This is a genomic window from Calyptranema fuscum S582, from assembly GCF_055793305.1.
In genome coordinates this window covers 1-17,028 of sequence record NZ_JBSLYH010000048.1, presented here as the reverse complement: position 1 = coordinate 17,028, position 17,028 = coordinate 1, and the positions used below count along the sequence as shown (strand labels likewise).

15 protein-coding genes are annotated in these 17,028 nt (G+C 47.8%); 9 read left to right on the top strand and 6 right to left on the bottom strand.

Features of this window, described 5'->3' with window-relative positions:
- The first annotated feature begins 628 nt into the window (after nt 1–628).
- A complete protein-coding gene (locus ACR6Z4_RS25355; protein ID WP_479720127.1) occupies nt 629–1,081 on the top strand; it encodes a tetratricopeptide repeat protein in 453 nt (150 codons plus the stop codon).
- A 44-nt stretch (nt 1,082–1,125) separates the two neighbouring features.
- On the opposite strand, the gene mutS is transcribed toward ACR6Z4_RS25355, so the two are convergent.
- The 3 genes from mutS to ACR6Z4_RS25340 all read right to left on the bottom strand — a co-directional run bounded on the left by mutS (nt 1,126) and on the right by ACR6Z4_RS25340 (nt 5,132).
- Nucleotides 1,126–3,852: a DNA mismatch repair protein MutS gene (gene mutS, locus ACR6Z4_RS25350; protein ID WP_479720126.1), complete on the bottom strand. Its 2,727-nt coding sequence runs from the start codon at nt 3,850–3,852 to the stop codon at nt 1,126–1,128.
- Between the two features lie 399 nt (nt 3,853–4,251).
- The gene (locus tag ACR6Z4_RS25345) at nt 4,252–4,683 is read right to left on the bottom strand and encodes an NUDIX domain-containing protein (protein ID WP_479720125.1); all 432 of its coding nucleotides are present in this window, start codon (nt 4,681–4,683) and stop codon (nt 4,252–4,254) included.
- Nucleotides 4,684–4,760: 77 nt separating this feature from the next.
- Nucleotides 4,761–5,132 carry a response regulator gene (locus ACR6Z4_RS25340; RefSeq protein ID WP_479720124.1) on the bottom strand — a complete coding sequence of 124 codons (372 nt, stop codon included), beginning with the start codon at nt 5,130–5,132 and terminating at the stop codon, nt 4,761–4,763.
- A gap of 1,034 nt (nt 5,133–6,166) precedes the next feature.
- Here ACR6Z4_RS25340 and psbV point away from each other — a divergent pair.
- The 8 genes from psbV (at nt 6,167) to ACR6Z4_RS25300 (ending at nt 13,531) form a co-directional block, all read left to right on the top strand.
- Complete coding sequence (gene psbV / locus ACR6Z4_RS25335; protein WP_479720123.1) at nt 6,167–6,664, top strand: photosystem II cytochrome c-550; 498 nt, start codon at nt 6,167–6,169, stop codon at nt 6,662–6,664.
- 382 nt (nt 6,665–7,046) lie between these two features.
- Nucleotides 7,047–7,544, top strand: a complete 498-nt coding sequence (psbV2, locus tag ACR6Z4_RS25330) for a photosystem II cytochrome PsbV2 (RefSeq protein WP_479720122.1) — start codon at nt 7,047–7,049, stop codon at nt 7,542–7,544.
- Between the two features lie 113 nt (nt 7,545–7,657).
- Nucleotides 7,658–8,065, top strand: a complete 408-nt coding sequence (petE, locus tag ACR6Z4_RS25325) for a plastocyanin (RefSeq protein ID WP_479720121.1) — start codon at nt 7,658–7,660, stop codon at nt 8,063–8,065.
- A 571-nt stretch (nt 8,066–8,636) separates the two neighbouring features.
- Complete coding sequence (locus ACR6Z4_RS25320; protein WP_479720120.1) at nt 8,637–9,764, top strand: ABC transporter ATP-binding protein; 1,128 nt, start codon at nt 8,637–8,639, stop codon at nt 9,762–9,764.
- Nucleotides 9,765–9,882: 118 nt separating this feature from the next.
- Entirely contained in the window at nt 9,883–11,070 is a 1,188-nt protein-coding gene (locus ACR6Z4_RS25315; RefSeq protein WP_479720119.1) for an ABC transporter substrate-binding protein, read from the top strand.
- Between the two features lie 47 nt (nt 11,071–11,117).
- Nucleotides 11,118–12,029, top strand: a complete 912-nt coding sequence (locus ACR6Z4_RS25310; protein ID WP_479720118.1) for an ABC transporter permease — start codon at nt 11,118–11,120, stop codon at nt 12,027–12,029.
- A gap of 133 nt (nt 12,030–12,162) precedes the next feature.
- Nucleotides 12,163–12,912, top strand: a complete 750-nt coding sequence (locus ACR6Z4_RS25305; protein WP_479720157.1) for an ABC transporter permease — start codon at nt 12,163–12,165, stop codon at nt 12,910–12,912.
- A 28-nt stretch (nt 12,913–12,940) separates the two neighbouring features.
- Complete coding sequence (locus ACR6Z4_RS25300; RefSeq protein ID WP_479720117.1) at nt 12,941–13,531, top strand: HD domain-containing protein; 591 nt, start codon at nt 12,941–12,943, stop codon at nt 13,529–13,531.
- Here the strand turns inward: ACR6Z4_RS25300 and ACR6Z4_RS25295 are convergent.
- The 3 genes from ACR6Z4_RS25295 to sir form a co-directional block, all read right to left on the bottom strand.
- A complete protein-coding gene (locus tag ACR6Z4_RS25295; RefSeq protein WP_479720116.1) occupies nt 13,523–14,284 on the bottom strand; it encodes a 16S rRNA (uracil(1498)-N(3))-methyltransferase in 762 nt (253 codons plus the stop codon). The genes ACR6Z4_RS25300 and ACR6Z4_RS25295 overlap by 9 nt on opposite strands.
- Nucleotides 14,285–14,469: 185 nt before the next feature.
- On the bottom strand, nt 14,470–14,667 hold the full coding sequence (locus ACR6Z4_RS25290) for a hypothetical protein (protein ID WP_479720115.1): 198 nt from the start codon (nt 14,665–14,667) through the stop codon (nt 14,470–14,472).
- 98 nt (nt 14,668–14,765) lie between these two features.
- Nucleotides 14,766–16,691, bottom strand: a complete 1,926-nt coding sequence (sir, locus tag ACR6Z4_RS25285) for a sulfite reductase, ferredoxin dependent (RefSeq protein ID WP_479720114.1) — start codon at nt 16,689–16,691, stop codon at nt 14,766–14,768.
- Nucleotides 16,692–17,028 lie beyond the last annotated feature (337 nt).

Genomic DNA, 17,028 nt, shown 5'->3' with positions numbered 1-17,028 from the left:
GGTGTCATTTCTCCTGATGGCAAATCTGGGGTTCAACCTGAGAATGAAATGACTGTAGTTCATCTTTATTTCTTTTCGCGCTGCGTATTTGGGTCAGATTTGTAACGCGTTGACAGCGGCTTTACAAATTTGATAGCGGCGCTAAGGAAACCTTGAGAAGCTGCTGTTTTCGTACCTTACCGGATTTCAGGGGCGTTGTGAATTGGGACAGCAATTGAGAAAATCTAACCTTCTCAAGCCTCCCAATTCACAACATTTTTTCATCAGGAAATGCTATGTCTTGCACGGGTCTGTAAAAGAACCCTGTACAGATTGATGAGATCTGAGTCTACAAAAACTCCGTTAGAGCCGATTACATGAGATGTGCATCTCTCCCATGTATATTCAATCGAGCCGAGTAACGGGTTAGACGTTATTTAAAGAAATTGATCCTGCTCTATAGCGGTGTGCAAGTTCGTTAAGTACAGAAACGGTGTTGTGGGGCGCGGAGCGCCCCACAACACCGTACTGAATCAACCTGCACAGCGCTATAGAGAGTGTTGATGAATTCGAAAGTTTACACAGCGAGCTTTCAAATCAACACCATCCAAATGGAAACCAACCCAAAAAATTTGAGGGAATTTTTGATATGCCAGTTTCTGTTCTAAATACTCGCTTGCACCGTTCTTCTGAGCTTTATGTGTCCCCGGTACAGCCTCGTAAGACGGGGATGCTGCAAGTATTTTGGCAATGGCTAACGCAAAAAAGTAAAAGTAGTCAACGTCTGCATACTCGTCAATCAGCACAACCCAGCAACGATCAATTGTGGTACAAGCGTGGTTTGCGGGCGTTAGCAAAACGCGATTATGCCAAAGCGATCGCCTATTTCAATCGGGTTCTGCTAATCTCGCCCAACCAACCCGAAATTTGGCACAGTCGGGGTGATGCTCTAGCCGCTCTTTCCGATTATGCCGGGGCATTGATCAGTTTCGATCGGGCACTCGAATTGCAGCCTGATCGGTACGATACATTGGCGTATCGTTCCAGTATTTTGATGAAAATGGGTCGAGAAACAGAAGCGATCGCCAGCTTATGGTTTTGATCTGGCTTTGTGATCCCAATACTCCACGTTTGAGCCAAAACTTTTTAGCCAAATATATCGAGTTGCTCTTCCATCGATTCATCGTCAGACTCGCGCCTGCTTTTGCCATTCTTCTCAGAAACCGCATGGGGATTACTCTTCCTCAGCCCAACCGCAATTCGAGAGTGCTTTTCGATCTGAGCCATCACCTGCTTTGCCCGTTTGATCACAGAGTTGGGCAAACCTGCCAGTCGTCCGGCTTCAATGCCATAGGAGCGATCGGCACCCCCGGGACGCACCTGATGTAAAAATATAATTTGGTCGGGCAGTTCTTTAACCGTTACTTGATAGTTGGCAACATTAGGCAAAATCGATGCCAACTCATTCAGTTCGTGATAATGGGTGGCAAAGATGGTACGAGCGCGGATCTCTGTTGCCAGGTGCTCTGCGACTGCCCAGGCAATTGAAAGACCGTCAAACGTAGCGGTTCCACGACCAATCTCATCTAACAACACCAACGATCGGGCAGTGGCATGATTGAGAATATTGGCAGTTTCGTTCATTTCTACCATAAAGGTCGATTGTCCGGTTGCCAGATCATCCACTGCCCCAACACGGGTAAAAATGCGATCGCAGATTCCCAACACCGCTGAGCTTGCCGGGACAAAGCTACCCACCTGTGCCATTAGCTGAATCAAGCCAACCTGCCGCAAATAACAGCTTTTGCCACTGGCATTGGGACCTGTCAGAATAATCAGATCAGGGTGCAGGGTGCTGGAGCGGTTTGCGGCTTCATTCCCCATTTCTGTGGAGTTGGGCACGAAAAACCCAGCCGGAAGCGATTGTTCGACCACGGGATGCCGACCATTGTCGATCAGAATCTCGCGGCTCTCAACCATGTCTGGGCAGCAATAACCCTGGTATACCGCGATTTCGGCTAGAGAACAGAGAACATCTACAGCCGCGATCGCCTGGGCAATATCGCGGATCGGTTCAGCTTCCTGGCTGACCTCTTGCCGCAGGTTGTTGAAGATGTCATATTCCAGTTGGTTTAAATCATCGCGGGCATTGAAAATACGAGTTTCCCGATCTTTGAGTTCTAAGGTGATGTAGCGTTCTTCGTTCGTCAGCGTTTGCTTCCGAATGTAGTCGTCGGGTGCTTGCTCTGCCTTGGCGCGAGAAATGCTGATGTAATAACCAAAGGCTTTGTTAAACCCAACTTTGAGGGTAGAGATGCCTGTGCGATCGCGTTCGATGGCTTCGAGTTGAGCAATCCACTGCTGATCGGCTTCGACTTGCAGACGTAAGCTGTCGAGTTGGGTATTGATGCCTCTGCGGATCAAATTTCCTTCGGTTAAATACAGCGGCGGATGATCCACCAGATGGGCTTTTAAATGCCGTCCCAGTTGCTCTAGCTGCGGGGGAACGGTCTGGAGTTTGCGCAAATAGGGCGATCGCCGTCCTGCCACCAGACTGGCTAAATTGGGCAATTTTTCTAACGATTCTGCCAGTGCCACTAAATCTCGCGCATTGGCAGTTCCCGACCCTGCCCGTCCCGTCAGGCGCTCTAAATCGTAGATCTGCTTCAGCATCTGTTGCAACGTCTGCCGTAGCGACCCATCGTCTACTAATTCTTGAATCGTCTCTTGTCGGGCGCGAATTCCTTTAACATCCAACAGCGGCTGCAACAGCCAGCGGCGTAATGCCCGCCCCCCCATTGCCGTCACTGTTCGGTCTAATGCCCAGAGTAAGGAGCCGTGAAACGTATTATCGCGAGCCGTTTGGGTAATTTCCAAATTACGTCGCGTCTGGTGGTCAAGCACCAAATAAGCACTGATATGGTACGTACAGAGCGGCTGCAATAGCACCTGGATGGTTTTTTGGGTATCTTCTAGATATTCCAGTAAACCACCTGCGGCTCTAACAGCTAGTGGTAAATGGTCACAACCCATGCCTTCTAGCGATCGCACACGAAATTGTTGGAGCAATCGTTGCCGTGCTTCGCTATGGGTAAACGGTGTTTGCGATCGCAAGGTATAGCAAAACTGTGTTGGCAAACCATCGGGGATTCCTGTAGGCGCACTTTGTCCCAATCCCTTACCTCGATCCGATCGCATCAATCCACTCAGATCTGGGGCATTGGTGGGTACTAATATTTCCGACGGTTGTAAGCGCATCAGCTCTTGTGTCAGCTGATCCAATTCCTTCGCTTGAGTTGTCAGAAATTCCCCGGTCGAAATATCTGCATACGCCAGCCCCCAATGGTTTCCGGCAATTACAACGGCTGCCAAAAAATTATTCTTACGGGCATTCAACATGCCCTCTTCCAGCACGGTTCCGGGAGTAATCACCCTGGTGACCTCGCGCTGTACCAAGCGCCCCTGCGCATCTGCCGGATCTTCTACCTGATCGCAGATGGCAACCGCAAACCCTTTTTCGACCAGCAACGCACAATAGCGATCGAGCGCATGGTGTGGAATACCAGCCAGGGGAACCCGCCCCACTTCTTTACCGGCATCTTTCGCGGTTAAGACCAGTTCCAGTTCGCGGGCAATTGTGATGGCATCTTGTAAAAACGTCTCAAAAAAATCGCCAACCCGATAGAGCAATAAGGCATGGGGATACTGGTCTTTGAGTTCTACATAATGCCGCATCATGGGGGTTAAGCCGTCACGGTTAACCAGACGATGATCGACATAGCGCACAGCGTGCTTGATCAGCCGTTCGGGCAACTCAGCCATCGGATCGGGATCAGCCCCTGGCTCAGAAGAAGATGCAACAAAATCAGACATGGCGATCGCAAGAACTGTAGACTCTCAACTCTAGCTTAGACAGTCTATGACAAATCTCAAGTCTGGCGTCGGAATCTCAGTTGCCGATTTTGGCGATCGCTCTCAATCGTTTATTAAGGATCACAAGTTGAATATGGTTCTATGCAATCTAGTTAGGACATCGGGGTGGTGGGGGCACCGCCCCCACGCAGGGGTTCCACCCCTGCACCCCGTCCTAACCCTAATGCGTACCGCTATAACCTGTAATTCTTTTTGAGAGAGCGACGGCGGAGCCGTCGCTCTCTCAAAAAGAATTGGGTTTTATTAAATCCACGATCCTTAAAGAGGGCAACAGAATATTTTTAAGGAGTTTTCATTGAGGAGAGTGCGGCTCTGCCACACCCTCCCCGAAAAAAGATGCTAAATCAATCGGGGACGCAACCCATGGTGCCGATAATGGCGGTAGTCTTGCAAAATTTTGGCATGGTCAAAGCATAAGTTGCTGGGAATGTGCCACAGCTCAAAGACACTCAAATTCTCAGCATCATCGCCAGCAGTAGGCTCGCCTGTGGCAGTTGCCAGAAATACAATACTGATCGTGTGTTGACGAGCATCCCGTGCAGGATCGGAATACACCTGAAATTGCTCGATCAGGGTAACGTCCAGGCCAATTTCTTCCTTGGCTTCCCGCTTTGCGGCTGTTTCAACAGATTCACCATAATCAACAAACCCCCCCGGCAATGCCCAACCATAGGGGGGGTGGAGTCGTTCAATCAGAATAATTGGGCAATGAGGACGGTCGATCAACTCAATAATTAGGTCAACCGTGGGAGTTGGGTTTTTATAAGTCACAAGAAATTAAAAATTAAGCCATACATGAAAAGTAACGCATTATGTTGAAGTTTTAAATCACGCTCAGACAGTCGGTGTTAACGAACGCCCCGCAATAATTGCTTAACAGTCTTTAACAATTCTGGTGGATGAAAGGGTTTGGTAATGTAGGCATCCGCTCCTTGTTTCATGCCCCAATACCGATCGAACTCTTCACTTTTGGTTGAACAAATTAAGACTGGAATCCCTTGAGTCTCAGGGCGATTTTTAATCCATCGACACAGTTCATACCCATTCATTTCAGGCATGATCAGGTCTGTGATCACTAAATCTGGAACGTTCGTCTGAATTTGTTCTTTGGCTTCTACACCGTTAATCGCCTCAACCACCTGAATCCCTTGATCTCGCAAAAGATCCGAGAGCATTTGCCGCAATGTTTGGCTGTCATCCACGATCAGGACTGTGCTCATAACTTCATACTTACCCCTGGATGTCTTGGACGTAATGGCAGATACTATCTGTCTCTCAAGAGAATGACACTTACTTAAGGAATTTTAAGATCCCCGGATTTCTTCATCAAATCCGGGGATCTGGACACTCATTCCTGTTCCCATAAGTGCCATCCGTCTCTCAATAGCTGATCCTCTGAGAACGTTTTTGTAAGGAGTCTATTGACGATACCTAGACAGATTTAGACGGTGCCCTTATTCACTTCCTTAGATCGCCTAACTTCCTTAGGATCGCAGATTAATTAACCTGTAAGTCTTGTTGAGAGAGCGGCGGCTCAGCCGCCGCTCTCTCAACAAGACTAGGGTTTTATTCAATCCACGATCCTTAGTGTTCCCACAGGTTTACCCTAAACTTGCTATTCAATTAAGCTTTTCTGAAATCTAAGCTGAAACCCCATTCCATATTCTGTCAAGTTGGTATCAACCCTGACAAGGTTAGATTTAGTTTAGATTTGCACCGAAACCACCTTGGGAAAGCACCCGATCGGTGGCATGATATTGAATTAGAAAAGCTTAATTCTGCCTAGTCAGTGAGTAGCTGTCATGGGTTTCGCAAACCTGTCGATCGCCGAGATTGCTGAGGGTGGTTGTCTTCTTCATAGAAGGCATACCCAAATCTCTGTGAGTAGCTAGGTATTTCCTACAAAACCTCTAAAATTTGTTTGGCTTTGGAGGATGTCAAGGCACTTAGACCAAACTCCTTACTTGAGGATAGGTTTCAATGGGGTCTGACTGTTACAGTTAGCCCGCTTGAAGACTGGCTCAATGTCCTGACAAGTAAATGTCCTAGCTCTCTCAGCCCTGATCCGGATCTAATCCGTCTTCATGATTCAAATTCATATATTGATTCATTTAGGGTCAGATAAGAGCGATCGCCTGCTTAATCGGGTATTTCCCCAGCAGAGTATGCAAATCATTTGCAGCACTGAAATCGAGGAGATTGAGCCTAGCTGTGTTGGAATTCTAATGACTGAGCTACGTTTTTGAGGAGAATCATGTTTAAGAAGTATATTTGGCTTTTTGTGGCGATGCTGGCTTTCACCTTCCAATTATTTACTGGAAGGGCGATCGCTGCCGAACTTGATGCAGCCACTCGCACTGTCCCACTTAATGCCAGCGGAGACACTACCGTCCTTAGCCTACAACAGGTTGCGGAAGGTAAGCGGTTGTTTAACTATGCCTGTGGTCAGTGTCATGTTGGAGGGGTAACCAAAACCGACCCAAACGTGGGGCTAGAGCCTGAAGCACTAGCACTTGCAACGCCCTCTCGCGATAACATCGAAGCCCTGGTCGATTATCTACACAATCCCACTACTTACGACGGCTTAGAATCAATTGCTGAATTGCATCCCAGCACCCAGAGTTCTGACATTTTCCCCAAAATGAGAAATTTGACGGAAGATGACTTGTTTAATATTTCGGGTCACATCCTCCTTCAGCCCAAAGTGATTGGTTCAAAATGGGGAGGCGGTAAGATTTACTTCTCTAGCTAACGCTTTTCTGCTGGCTTCCGCTCACGATTGCGGTCAAAGACCTTGACTCAATCAGAAGAGGCAACTCAAAAGATTGCTGTGCTATGTAAACTCATAGACTCAGGACTTAAGGGAAAAGGGAACAGTTCTACATTTAGAGCGCTACTCTACACCCTTAAATTCTAAGACCCTCGCTTTACGAGCCTGGTAACATATCTCAACATATTGAAGGGGTCAGCTTTCAGAGCGTAACTTTAAAGTCTGAAATCTGGCTCCTTTTTCAAAATCGGTGTGTTTCAAATTTATTACTCATGGTTTGGCAAGGCGCGCTCAGCGCGCCTTGCCAAACCATGAATAACAGATCTAGAACATCACTTTCAGAATCCTAGAACGTCTATAGCTAATGCGACATCAACTCATTGGGTGGATTGCAACATTCTGGTGTGTGGTCAACTCAATCTTCTTTTTTCCAATCTATTCGTCGGCTCATGCTGCACCCATTGATGCGTACGTTCGACGATATTTGCAGGTCAATGAACCTACTGCCCTGGCTTTAGACCATCAGGGCAATACCCAACTATTCACTGCCGTTGACATCTCTCAAGGAAAGCTGCTGTTTGAAGAGAACTGTCTAAATTGCCATGTTGGTGGGTCTACTCTGCCCAATCCCGCAGTTTCCCTCTCCTTAAACGATTTGCAAAATGCAGTGCCACCGCGTGACACGATCGCGGGTCTAGTTGCTTATATTCGACAACCTATGACCTACGACGGCAGCGAAGAAAATTTGTTATGCCGTCAGGTACCAGAGAGTTGGATGGATCAAAAAACAATAAAAAATCTGGCTGCTTTCATCGTGCGGGCTGCTCAAAAAGCACCTGGATGGGGTGGAACAAAATTCTAGACATCTCCTATGATTTGCACCCCGAATCCTTGAGATCTAAGACTTAAGTGCAAGTATTCAAGATAGAATGACTAGTTGAACGACGAATTCAACTTAAATCTCCCGAGGTAACCATGAAATTGATTGCTCGAGTTTCAAGGGGTTTAAGTCTCGCCCTCGTGACAATCGCTGTATTCATCGGCAGTTTTCTGATCACAGTTTCTCCTGCTGCCGCTGAAACCTTTACTGTCAAGATGGGTGCTGACAATGGCATGTTGGCGTTTGAGCCTTCAACCCTGACAATTCATACTGGTGATACGGTTAAGTGGGTTAACAATAAGCTCCCTCCCCACAACATTATGTTCGATGACAAGCAAGTTCCTGGTGCTAGCAAAGAGCTAGCTGACAAGCTGTCTCACGAGCAATTGTTGTTTTCTCCCGGAGAGACTTACGAACTAACGTTCACCACTGCTGGTAGTTACTCATACTATTGTGCTCCTCATAGAGGCGCTGGCATGGTAGGTAAGATTACCGTCGAATAATTGGATCTTTAGTTTGACTGAGGCAATTGAGTTCATTGCTCAGCCTTCTAAATTTTTTAAGACTCATACCAGAGTGACAATTTGACTAAGCTTAAGATTTTTCTGAGCGAGGTTAAATCTGCAAAGGGGTAAGATGTTCTGAAGGTGATTCATGATATTACGTCATGCGTCCAACCATCTGAGTATCTTGCCCCTTAACCCTATTGTTAGGATTCTTAGAGCCTATTCAAAAGTATTTAAAAGCACACTAAAAGCAGAATTTCGTTTTTACGGGTATTTGACCTGATCTAAATTTGATAGTCCTGCTGGGTTACCACATAGGCGATAGCATGCAAGTGAGTTATGCTAGTGGGCTAAATCGAAATTGTATTCTATTGAACGATTGATTTTGTCTGACTATTTAAAGATGAATGGGACAGACTCAGGGGGTTGAGAAGCAAATTTTTATGTGACTTTTAGATCGTCTAAATTTTCAGAAAGTACTGGAAATCGCTGCTTTTCTATCGCCTGGTCTACTCAGCCCAAAGCCCGTGTGAGGTTTTACTGAGAATTTCTGTGGGGAATTGCAAATATGTCTCAGGCAGCTACAAAAGATCGCTCTGGGGTCGAAACTGATACTCAGTTTGATGTTGAGCTTCGTAAGGTCTTTAAAGTTTTTAATGGTGAAACGGCAGTTCGGGGGATTGACCTCAATGTCAGGCAAGGAGAGTTTTTTAGCATTCTGGGGCCCTCTGGATGCGGCAAAACCACAACACTTCGTCTGATTGCTGGTTTTGAAGATCCGACTGCTGGGGAAGTTTTGATTCAGGGGCGATCGATGGTGCATGTGCCAGCCTATCGACGACCTGTGAATACGGTCTTCCAAAGTTATGCCCTGTTTAGCCACATGACGGTGTGGGACAATATTGCCTTTGGTCTGCGGATTAAAAACTGCGGTAAAGCGGAGGTACAAGACCGGGTTAGAGAAGCTCTACGTCTCGTCAAGATGGAATCGTTTGTGCGACGGTTTCCATCGCAACTATCGGGTGGACAGCAGCAACGTGTGGCACTTGCCCGAGCACTGGTTAATCGCCCAACGGTTGTGTTGTTAGACGAACCTTTGGGAGCTTTAGATCTGAAGCTGCGTAAGGAGATGCAAGTTGAACTTTCGAACTTGCACAAACAGTTGGGTGTCACGTTTGTGATGGTGACACATGACCAGGAAGAGGCGCTAAGTTTGTCTGATCAAATTGCCGTGATGAACGAAGGCAAGATTGAGCAGATCGGCACTCCTAGCGAAATTTACGAATCTCCCGCTACTCCCTTTGTGGCTGATTTTATTGGAGACACTAACTTGTTTCAGGGACAGGTGCAGGGACATGATGCCCAAACCTTGAAAATCGTTACTGACAAGGGGTTGAAAATTATTGCGAAGGCTCGTGGAGATGGAAACCATACTCTGTCTCAACAGGTGGTTGTTAGTGTTCGACCAGAGAAGATTCAAGTCAGTTTAGAGAAGCCGAGTACTCCGGTGAACTGTTTTGAAGGACGCCTCAAGCACACGATGTATTTAGGCACCCATGTTCATTACGTTGTGGAATTATTGTCGGGGGATGTGTTGACGATCTTGCAGCCCAGTCGATTAGAGGGTGCACCTGACCCGCAAACGCCGATCCACATTCACTGGTCTGCGACCGATTGTTTGGCGCTCACTGCGTAAACCATAGGCTTTACAATAGTTGGCATCGAATGACACCAACGTAGATGTTTAGGTGTTGGCAATATCGATGTTGGCATCTGATAGTTTTTGTCCCTTATGGCAAGGTTAGGAGAGAGCAATGCCCTCTAAATACTCGCGCAATTCTCGATTGTATGCAGGTTCAATGCTGCATTCTGAGAGTGCGTCATTCCTGATGGGTTCAACCAGAAGGCGGTTTTTGCAGCTATCTACCGCAGCTCTCTCGGGAGCTGTTTTATCCAACTGTGCGCGTAATCTTGCGGATCCGGGGGGGGCTGAAACCAGCTCTGCCAGTAGTGGCTCAACCGCAGATGCAAAAATCTTGCGGCTCTATAGTTGGACAAATTATACAGATGATGAGTTGCTGGCAAGTTTTAAGGCGAAAACGGGAATCGAGGCAATTGTAGATACCTATGATTCCAATGAAACCATGCTGGCAAAGATGCAGGCAGGGGGAGGCAGTGCTTACAGCATTATTTTCCCGTCTGATTACATGGTGACTCAGATGGTTGAGTTAGATATGCTAACGCCACTGGACAAAACTCGCCTTAAAGGGTTGGAAAACTTGTGGGATAAGTGGCAAAGCCCAGTTTACGACCTAGATAATGCGCATAGTGTTCCGGCAACGTGGGGCACGACGGGTATGCTCTACGACCCTAAGCGACTGGGTGCAGAGTTGAAAGGTTGGGATTATTTGTTCGACAAGAAAGGGCAATTGACGCGAAAGGTGACGTTGCTGGATGATGTTCGCGAAGTGATGGGTTCAATTCTTCGCTATCTGGGTTACTCTTACAACACCGAGAATGTGGACGAGATTAAGCAGGCTTACGATCAGCTCGTGAGCTTGAAGCCCACAGTCGCCAACTTTATTACAAATGGTTGGGAAGACCAGCTTGCCAGCGGTGATTTGCAGATTTCTATGGCTTACTCTGCGGATGCGATCGCCCTCATTGCCGATAATCCTAATTTGCAATATGTTGTCCCTGAAACGGGATCGTCGATCTGGACAGATACGATGGTTATTCCTAAATCAGCTCCTAATGTGGATGCGGCTTATGAATGGCTTAACTTTATGCTAGAGCCTGCTAATGCGGCACAGACGGTAGAACGTCTGAAGTTTGCGACACCCAACAAAGCTGCTTTTGAGCAGCTTGCGGATGAACTGAAACAGGATCAGGATTTATTTCCGCCTGACGACGTGGTTGATAAGTGCGAAGGGATCGCTCCTCTTTCCCAGAAGACAACGGAAGAGTTTGATAAATATTGGACTCAGCTGACCAGTGCATAGCGTTTGTTGATTGTTCCTGATCTCACCATTTAGCGGCTTCAGAGCTTATGTCAACGTCTACATCTCAGCCTGCTACACCAGAGTCTCGCTTGCTTCCCAATTGGAAAAGTAGACTCTCTAAGCTGATTGAACCGATTGTTTTGCTGATGCCTTCGGGTGTTTGGCTGCTGCTGTTATTGGTGTTGCCGACGCTCTTGATTTTAGAATTGAGTCTGATTCCGGGCATTCGTCCTGGTCAGCCCGCCGGTGGCTATGGCTTGGGTAACTATACAGAAATTTTCCAGCCTGTTTATTTGCGAGTGATTGGGCGATCGGTTTCCTTTGCGGTGGGAACGACGTTTCTCTGCTTATTGCTGGGGTTTCCAGTGGCATATTGGATTGCACTGATGGCACCCAAACGATGGCAGAGTTTATTGCTCGTCAGCTTTGTCTTGCCCTTATGGACATCATCCTTATTGCGAGCCTATGCCTGGATTACGATTCTGCGCCCTACCGGCATTCTCAATTCTCTGTTGACAACGGTTGGCTTGCCTACCCAAGATTGGCTGAACCGTAGTCCTGCTGTTTTCATTGGTATGAGTTACAGCTTTTTACCCTATATCGTGCTGATCCTATATGCTTCTCTGGAGAAGCTCGATCGACGGTTACTTGAAGCTGCCGCCGATTTAGGGGCGAATCCACGACAAGCTTTCTGGAAAGTTACGGTGCCTCAAACTATGCCAGGGATCGCGGCAGGGTGTCTCTTGGTATTCATCACCACGCTCGGAGACTTTGTTGTGCCAGAGTTGTTGGGTGGGGCGTCTAGCATGACAACCGCCCGATTGATCTATAACCAGTTTTTGGGAGCTACGCGTAACTGGGGTTTGGGGTCTAGTCTCAGTATGATTTTGATCTTGGCGGTTAGTGTTGCGATCGCCTTACTGATCAAATACGGTGACAAAGATGCGGAAGCTGTCTAGATGATGGCTCAAGCCAAATTCAGATAGTACTCCCCTGTTTTTTAGTGTGTCCTTAGTCTATTCAACAGCCGTGAACAGCCTCTCATCTTTCTCTAAGTTGCGTCTATCCTGGCAAGCATTGTTTACTGCCATCATGTTTGCTTTTATGTATCTGCCCATTTTAATTTTGGGCTTTTACAGTTTTAATGCGTCCCGATTTAGCTCGAATTGGGAAGGGTTTAGCCTCAAGTGGTATGACGCGTTGTTTCGCGACGCCAGAATTTTTTCAGCCTTGCAAGATAGCTTAACAGTGGCTATTTGTGCGGTGGCTGTTTCTTCGGTTTTAGGAACGATGATGGCTGTCGGGTTGGCAAAGTATCAGTTTTTGGGGAAAGGGTTATATCGGGGGGTTTCTTATCTACCGTTAATCATTCCAGATATTGCGATCGCAGTGGCTACGCTGGTGTTTTTGGCATCCCTCGCAATTCCCTTAAGCCTATGGACGATCGTGGCATCCCATATGGTTTTTTGCATCTCTTATATTGCTGTTGTTGTGTCTGCTCGGTTGTCAGGCTTAAATCCCCATCTTGAAGAGGCAGCACTTGATTTGGGAGCAACTCCATTTCAGGCATTTATTAAAGTGCTACTGCCTGAATTGATGCCAGCGATCGTTTCGGGGTGTTTGCTGGCATTTGTCTTGAGTATGGACGATTTGCTGATTTCTAGTTTTACGGCGGGTGGCGGAGCCAATACACTGCCGATGGAAATTTTTAGTCGAGTGCGAACGGGGATCAAACCGGACATTAATGCCTTGAGTGTTGTGCTGATTTTGGGGTCTGGTTTATTAGCGTTTTTGGCAGAATATATTCGCTACAGGGGCGATCAAAAGCGCCTGAGTAATTGAGTCTGGGGAATTGAGTCTGGGATTACCTATGCTGACCCATCGGTTTACGGAGGCATTAGTGTATGCCGCAGAATTGCATAGCGAACAGACGCGTAAAGGGTCTGGAATTCCCTATATTTCCCATCTGATGTCGGTATGCAGCCTGTCGTTGGAATACGGGGCGAACGAAGACGAGGCGATCGCGGCTCTATTGCACGATGCGATTGAAGATCAGGGTGGCGTTGTTGTCCGAGAGGTGATCCGGCAAAAGTTTGGAGAAACGGTGACGGCGATCGTCGATGGCTGCACAGATTCTGATGCCACGCCAAAACCTCCGTGGCGAGAGCGAAAACAGATATATATCAGTCACTTGCCAGCAGCGTCGGCTTCCGTTCGCTTAGTGTCTGCCTGTGACAAGTTGCACAATGCCCGCTCGATCTTAAAAGATTATCGGCTGATCGGGGAATCAGTATGGGATCGGTTTAAAGGGGGCAAACAAGGAACCTTGTGGTACTACCGGGCGTTAGTCCAGGCGTTTCGTCAGGTGGAATCAACGGCGTTGATTGAGGAGTTAGATCGGGTGGTTTCAGAAATCGAGAGACTTGCCACGATCTATGAGGCGGAAGTACCGTTAGTCTGAACGACTCTCGATCACGGCAGCAACCAGAGACATCGCAACAACGGGGGCTGTGACCGCTCTTAAAATTCGTTGCCCTAATGAGACTGGTTGATACCCAGCAGCGATCGCCTGATCCATTTCGTCGTCTGTCCAGCCTCCTTCGGGACCCGTAGCGATCAGGAGAGGAGTCGGTGCGATCGGCAGTGGTGGCGATGGCGAATGAAGACTTCCTTGTAACTGGGTCAACAGGTGAGGCGGATTGCCACGAGCTGCACAGAGATAGCAGATGGCGTTGCTCGAATTCCATTGAACCAGTGCCTCAGACCAGGTGAGCGGCTCCAGGATGGTAGGAATCAGTTGTCGTTCAGATTGCTCTGCGGCTTCTTGGGCAATTCGTTGCCAGCGATCGCATTTGGCTGGGCTGGGCTTTAGCAGGGTACGACGGCTGATGACCGGGACAATGGTTGCGACGCCTAATTCTGTAGTTTGTCTGACGATCTCTTCCATGCCGTTGCCTTTGGGCATCGCGACCAACAGGATGATCGAGGTAGCCAGTTCCGTATGGTAGTCAAGGGGCAGGACAACACGGGCTTGATCAGGTGATGCTTCTAATTCGGCTAACCACCAATGACCCTGTCCATCCATGGCAATGAAGCGATCGCCACTACGCAACCGTAACACTCGCCCAAGATAGTGCTGCTGCGGTTCTGTGAGGCGAATCAGATTGTGTGAAAGTTGGTCAAGCGCGATCGCCAACCGTTGCAACTGAGGCACGACTTTAGCCTGATATTTCGATAAGAATTTTAGGCGTTACTGGGTTTGGGTATGAATTTGAATGGGAAACCAAAGGTTTCCCATTCAAATTCATACCAAGATTGAGTAATACCGAATTTTATATAGGATGGTGATGACGAGGATTGCTGCATCTCGCATCCGGGTTCATAGCCATCACCAAAACGCTAGTCATCCGGAAATTGCCAGCAAGCAATGCGTTCAATATTACTGCTGCCACACTGACAAGCTTCTGCCACAGATGCCACCCATTCGCGATCGCACTGACGGCAGTGATGCAAAATATTGTGCAGGTTAGCAGCTGCAATAATCAGCTGCCATTCCTGTCTTTCTTCGGGGGTGAGTTGAGGCGGGATCTCAGACATCACTTAAAATCTATCTGGACAGCAATCTATCTGAACAGTGACGGAGCCATGATTTTGCACGCCCGCAGGGCGTGCAAAATCATGGCTCCGATCGCTGCTTACTCTGCATCTAATGATTCTAGATACGTCTCGATCGCTTTGTTGACCAACTCTGTCATCGGGATGCCTTTACTGCTAGATGCGGCTTTGAGCCGATCAAACACATCCTCCCGCACCCCTAAGCGATGTCGGTTAGAGCCACCCACATGCTGACGTTTAGTCGATTTAGGTTTGTAGGCAGCAGAAAATGCTCGCAGGGCGTCAAATCCAACCCGATGGCAAAAATCTCCAAAACTTTCGTCTGGCTTCTGGTCTTTTTTGAAGTAGACGAACAGAGGTTCTAGGGTTTTCTCCAAATCGGCGATCGCCATATTGTCGAGATAGGGTTCTGCCATTCGAGTTTGATGGGGATCCGCTCCCAACCAAATTTGATAGGCTTTGGGCGATTGCCCGACAAACCCTAACTCAGCCAAATAGGGACGAGCGCAGCCATTGGGGCATCCGGTCATGCGAATGACAAAATGTTCATCCTGCAACCCGACTTTCTTAAGAACAGCGCGAACCCGCTCCAAAATGCTGGGAAGAACGCGCTCTGATTCGGTAATTGCCAGTCCACAGGTAGGCAATGCAGGACATGCCATGGAATAGCGCACCAGCGGATCGATCTCCGTTTCTTTTTTCACTCCCCGCTGATCGAGAATGGCTTGAATGGCTGCCTGATCTGCCGCATCAATCTCGTACAACACGACATTGTGGTTGGGCGTCAACCGCATAGGCAACGCAAACCGTTCGGTAATTTCTTTGAGGGCAGTTTTGAGTTGGAATGCTCCGTCATCTTTAACTCGACCATTTTCGATCGAGATCCCTAAAAATAGCTTGCCATCCCCTTGCTCGTGCCAGCCCAGATAATCCAGGTACTTAAACTCAGGTAGAGGCTTAAACGGCTCAATCGACTTGCCAAAATAGGTTTCGACCGTCTGGCGGAATTTCTCAATGCCCCAGTCATGCAACAAATATTTCATCCGGGCATGACGACGATTGGTGCGATCGCCATAATCCCGTTGAGTAGCAACAATGGCTTTCAGCAGGTCATAAACATCGGCCTTAGCAACATATCCAAGGGGATCAGCAGCCCGCACAAAGGTTTCTTCCTTGTTATGGGTTCGACCTAACCCGCCACCTGCATAGACATTAAAGCCTGCCAACTCACCCTGATCATTGGTCATAACAACCAGACTGACATCCTGAGAAAACAGATCAACAGAATTATCTTCAGGAACCGTCACTGCGCATTTAAACTTGCGCGGCATATAGTAAGTGCCATAGATGGGTTCCTCTTTGTCTGAGAAGACGGTGCCATTACTATTTTGCTGACGTATGGCTTCGATCTCAGGATTAACCTCAGAGGTAATCGATTTTTCTCCATCTAACCAAATTTCATAATAGGCACCCGTCAAGGGCATTAACAAATCAGCAATATTGTTGGCATACTCGCGGGCATAGAGATACTCCGGTCGATTCTGGTACGGCGCAGGGGGAGCCATGACATTGCGGTTCAAATCCCCGCAGGCTCCTAAGGTTGACCCCATTGCTCGGATGATGTTAGACATCACCACTTTCAGATTTTTCTTGAGCACACCGTGTAGCTGAAACCCCTGACGAGTCGTTGTTCTGAGGGTCTGGTTGCCATATTCATCGGCAAGTCGGTCTAAGACCAGATACAACTCTGGCGAAATATAGCCAGCCGGACTGCGCGTCCGCAACATAAACTGAAAGTCTTTCTCCTGACCCTTAACCCGATTGTCACGATTGTCTTGCTGATAAGAGCCGTGAAATTTCAGAATCTGTATCCCATCTTCGCTGAAGTGGGTCGTATCTTGTAATATTTCAGTCGCAACAGGCTCTCTCAAACTGTTGCTACGTTCTTTTATGCCTTCGACTTTCGAAAGCTTGGGCTGAGTAGAAATGGGCGGAGATGTAACCATTAGACGAGTGCGTGAATTGAACAGTAGGTTGCGATCCCCGGTAAGCCGATCGGAATTTGGGGGATGCAATCTCTGATCATATCATCCCATTCCTTAGGCTGTTCAAAGCCAGGTGTTTAGCAAAAGTTTCGAATCTTGAAGAGGGTTCATATGCTTTGTTACAAAAGCCACCATTGGCTTCAGTCTCAGGTCACTCCCCACTCTTCGCTATCCTCCAACTTAGCAGTAATTACCCGGTCATAGCGGACAAAGTGGGGGTTGTGTGGCAAATAGGTTAGTGATTTTTTGAAACGCTCACGCCGTGAGCGTTTCAAAAAATCACTAAGGATCGTGGATT

Excerpts from the sequence above, each read along its gene's own strand:
- sir (WP_479720114.1), bottom strand. The coding sequence starts at position 16,691 with ATGGTTACATCTCCGCCCATTTCTACTCAGCCCAAGCTTTCGAAAGTC.
- psbV (WP_479720123.1), top strand. The coding sequence starts at position 6,167 with ATGTTTAAGAAGTATATTTGGCTTTTTGTGGCGATGCTGGCTTTCACC.
- ACR6Z4_RS25300 (WP_479720117.1), top strand. The coding sequence starts at position 12,941 with ATGCTGACCCATCGGTTTACGGAGGCATTAGTGTATGCCGCAGAATTG.
- ACR6Z4_RS25315 (WP_479720119.1), top strand. The coding sequence starts at position 9,883 with ATGCCCTCTAAATACTCGCGCAATTCTCGATTGTATGCAGGTTCAATG.
- ACR6Z4_RS25320 (WP_479720120.1), top strand. The coding sequence starts at position 8,637 with ATGTCTCAGGCAGCTACAAAAGATCGCTCTGGGGTCGAAACTGATACT.
- mutS (WP_479720126.1), bottom strand. The coding sequence starts at position 3,852 with ATGTCTGATTTTGTTGCATCTTCTTCTGAGCCAGGGGCTGATCCCGAT.
- ACR6Z4_RS25355 (WP_479720127.1), top strand. The coding sequence starts at position 629 with ATGCCAGTTTCTGTTCTAAATACTCGCTTGCACCGTTCTTCTGAGCTT.
- ACR6Z4_RS25290 (WP_479720115.1), bottom strand. The coding sequence starts at position 14,667 with ATGTCTGAGATCCCGCCTCAACTCACCCCCGAAGAAAGACAGGAATGG.
- ACR6Z4_RS25305 (WP_479720157.1), top strand. The coding sequence starts at position 12,163 with ATGTTTGCTTTTATGTATCTGCCCATTTTAATTTTGGGCTTTTACAGT.
- petE (WP_479720121.1), top strand. The coding sequence starts at position 7,658 with ATGAAATTGATTGCTCGAGTTTCAAGGGGTTTAAGTCTCGCCCTCGTG.
- psbV2 (WP_479720122.1), top strand. The coding sequence starts at position 7,047 with ATGCGACATCAACTCATTGGGTGGATTGCAACATTCTGGTGTGTGGTC.
- ACR6Z4_RS25310 (WP_479720118.1), top strand. The coding sequence starts at position 11,118 with ATGTCAACGTCTACATCTCAGCCTGCTACACCAGAGTCTCGCTTGCTT.
- ACR6Z4_RS25340 (WP_479720124.1), bottom strand. The coding sequence starts at position 5,132 with ATGAGCACAGTCCTGATCGTGGATGACAGCCAAACATTGCGGCAAATG.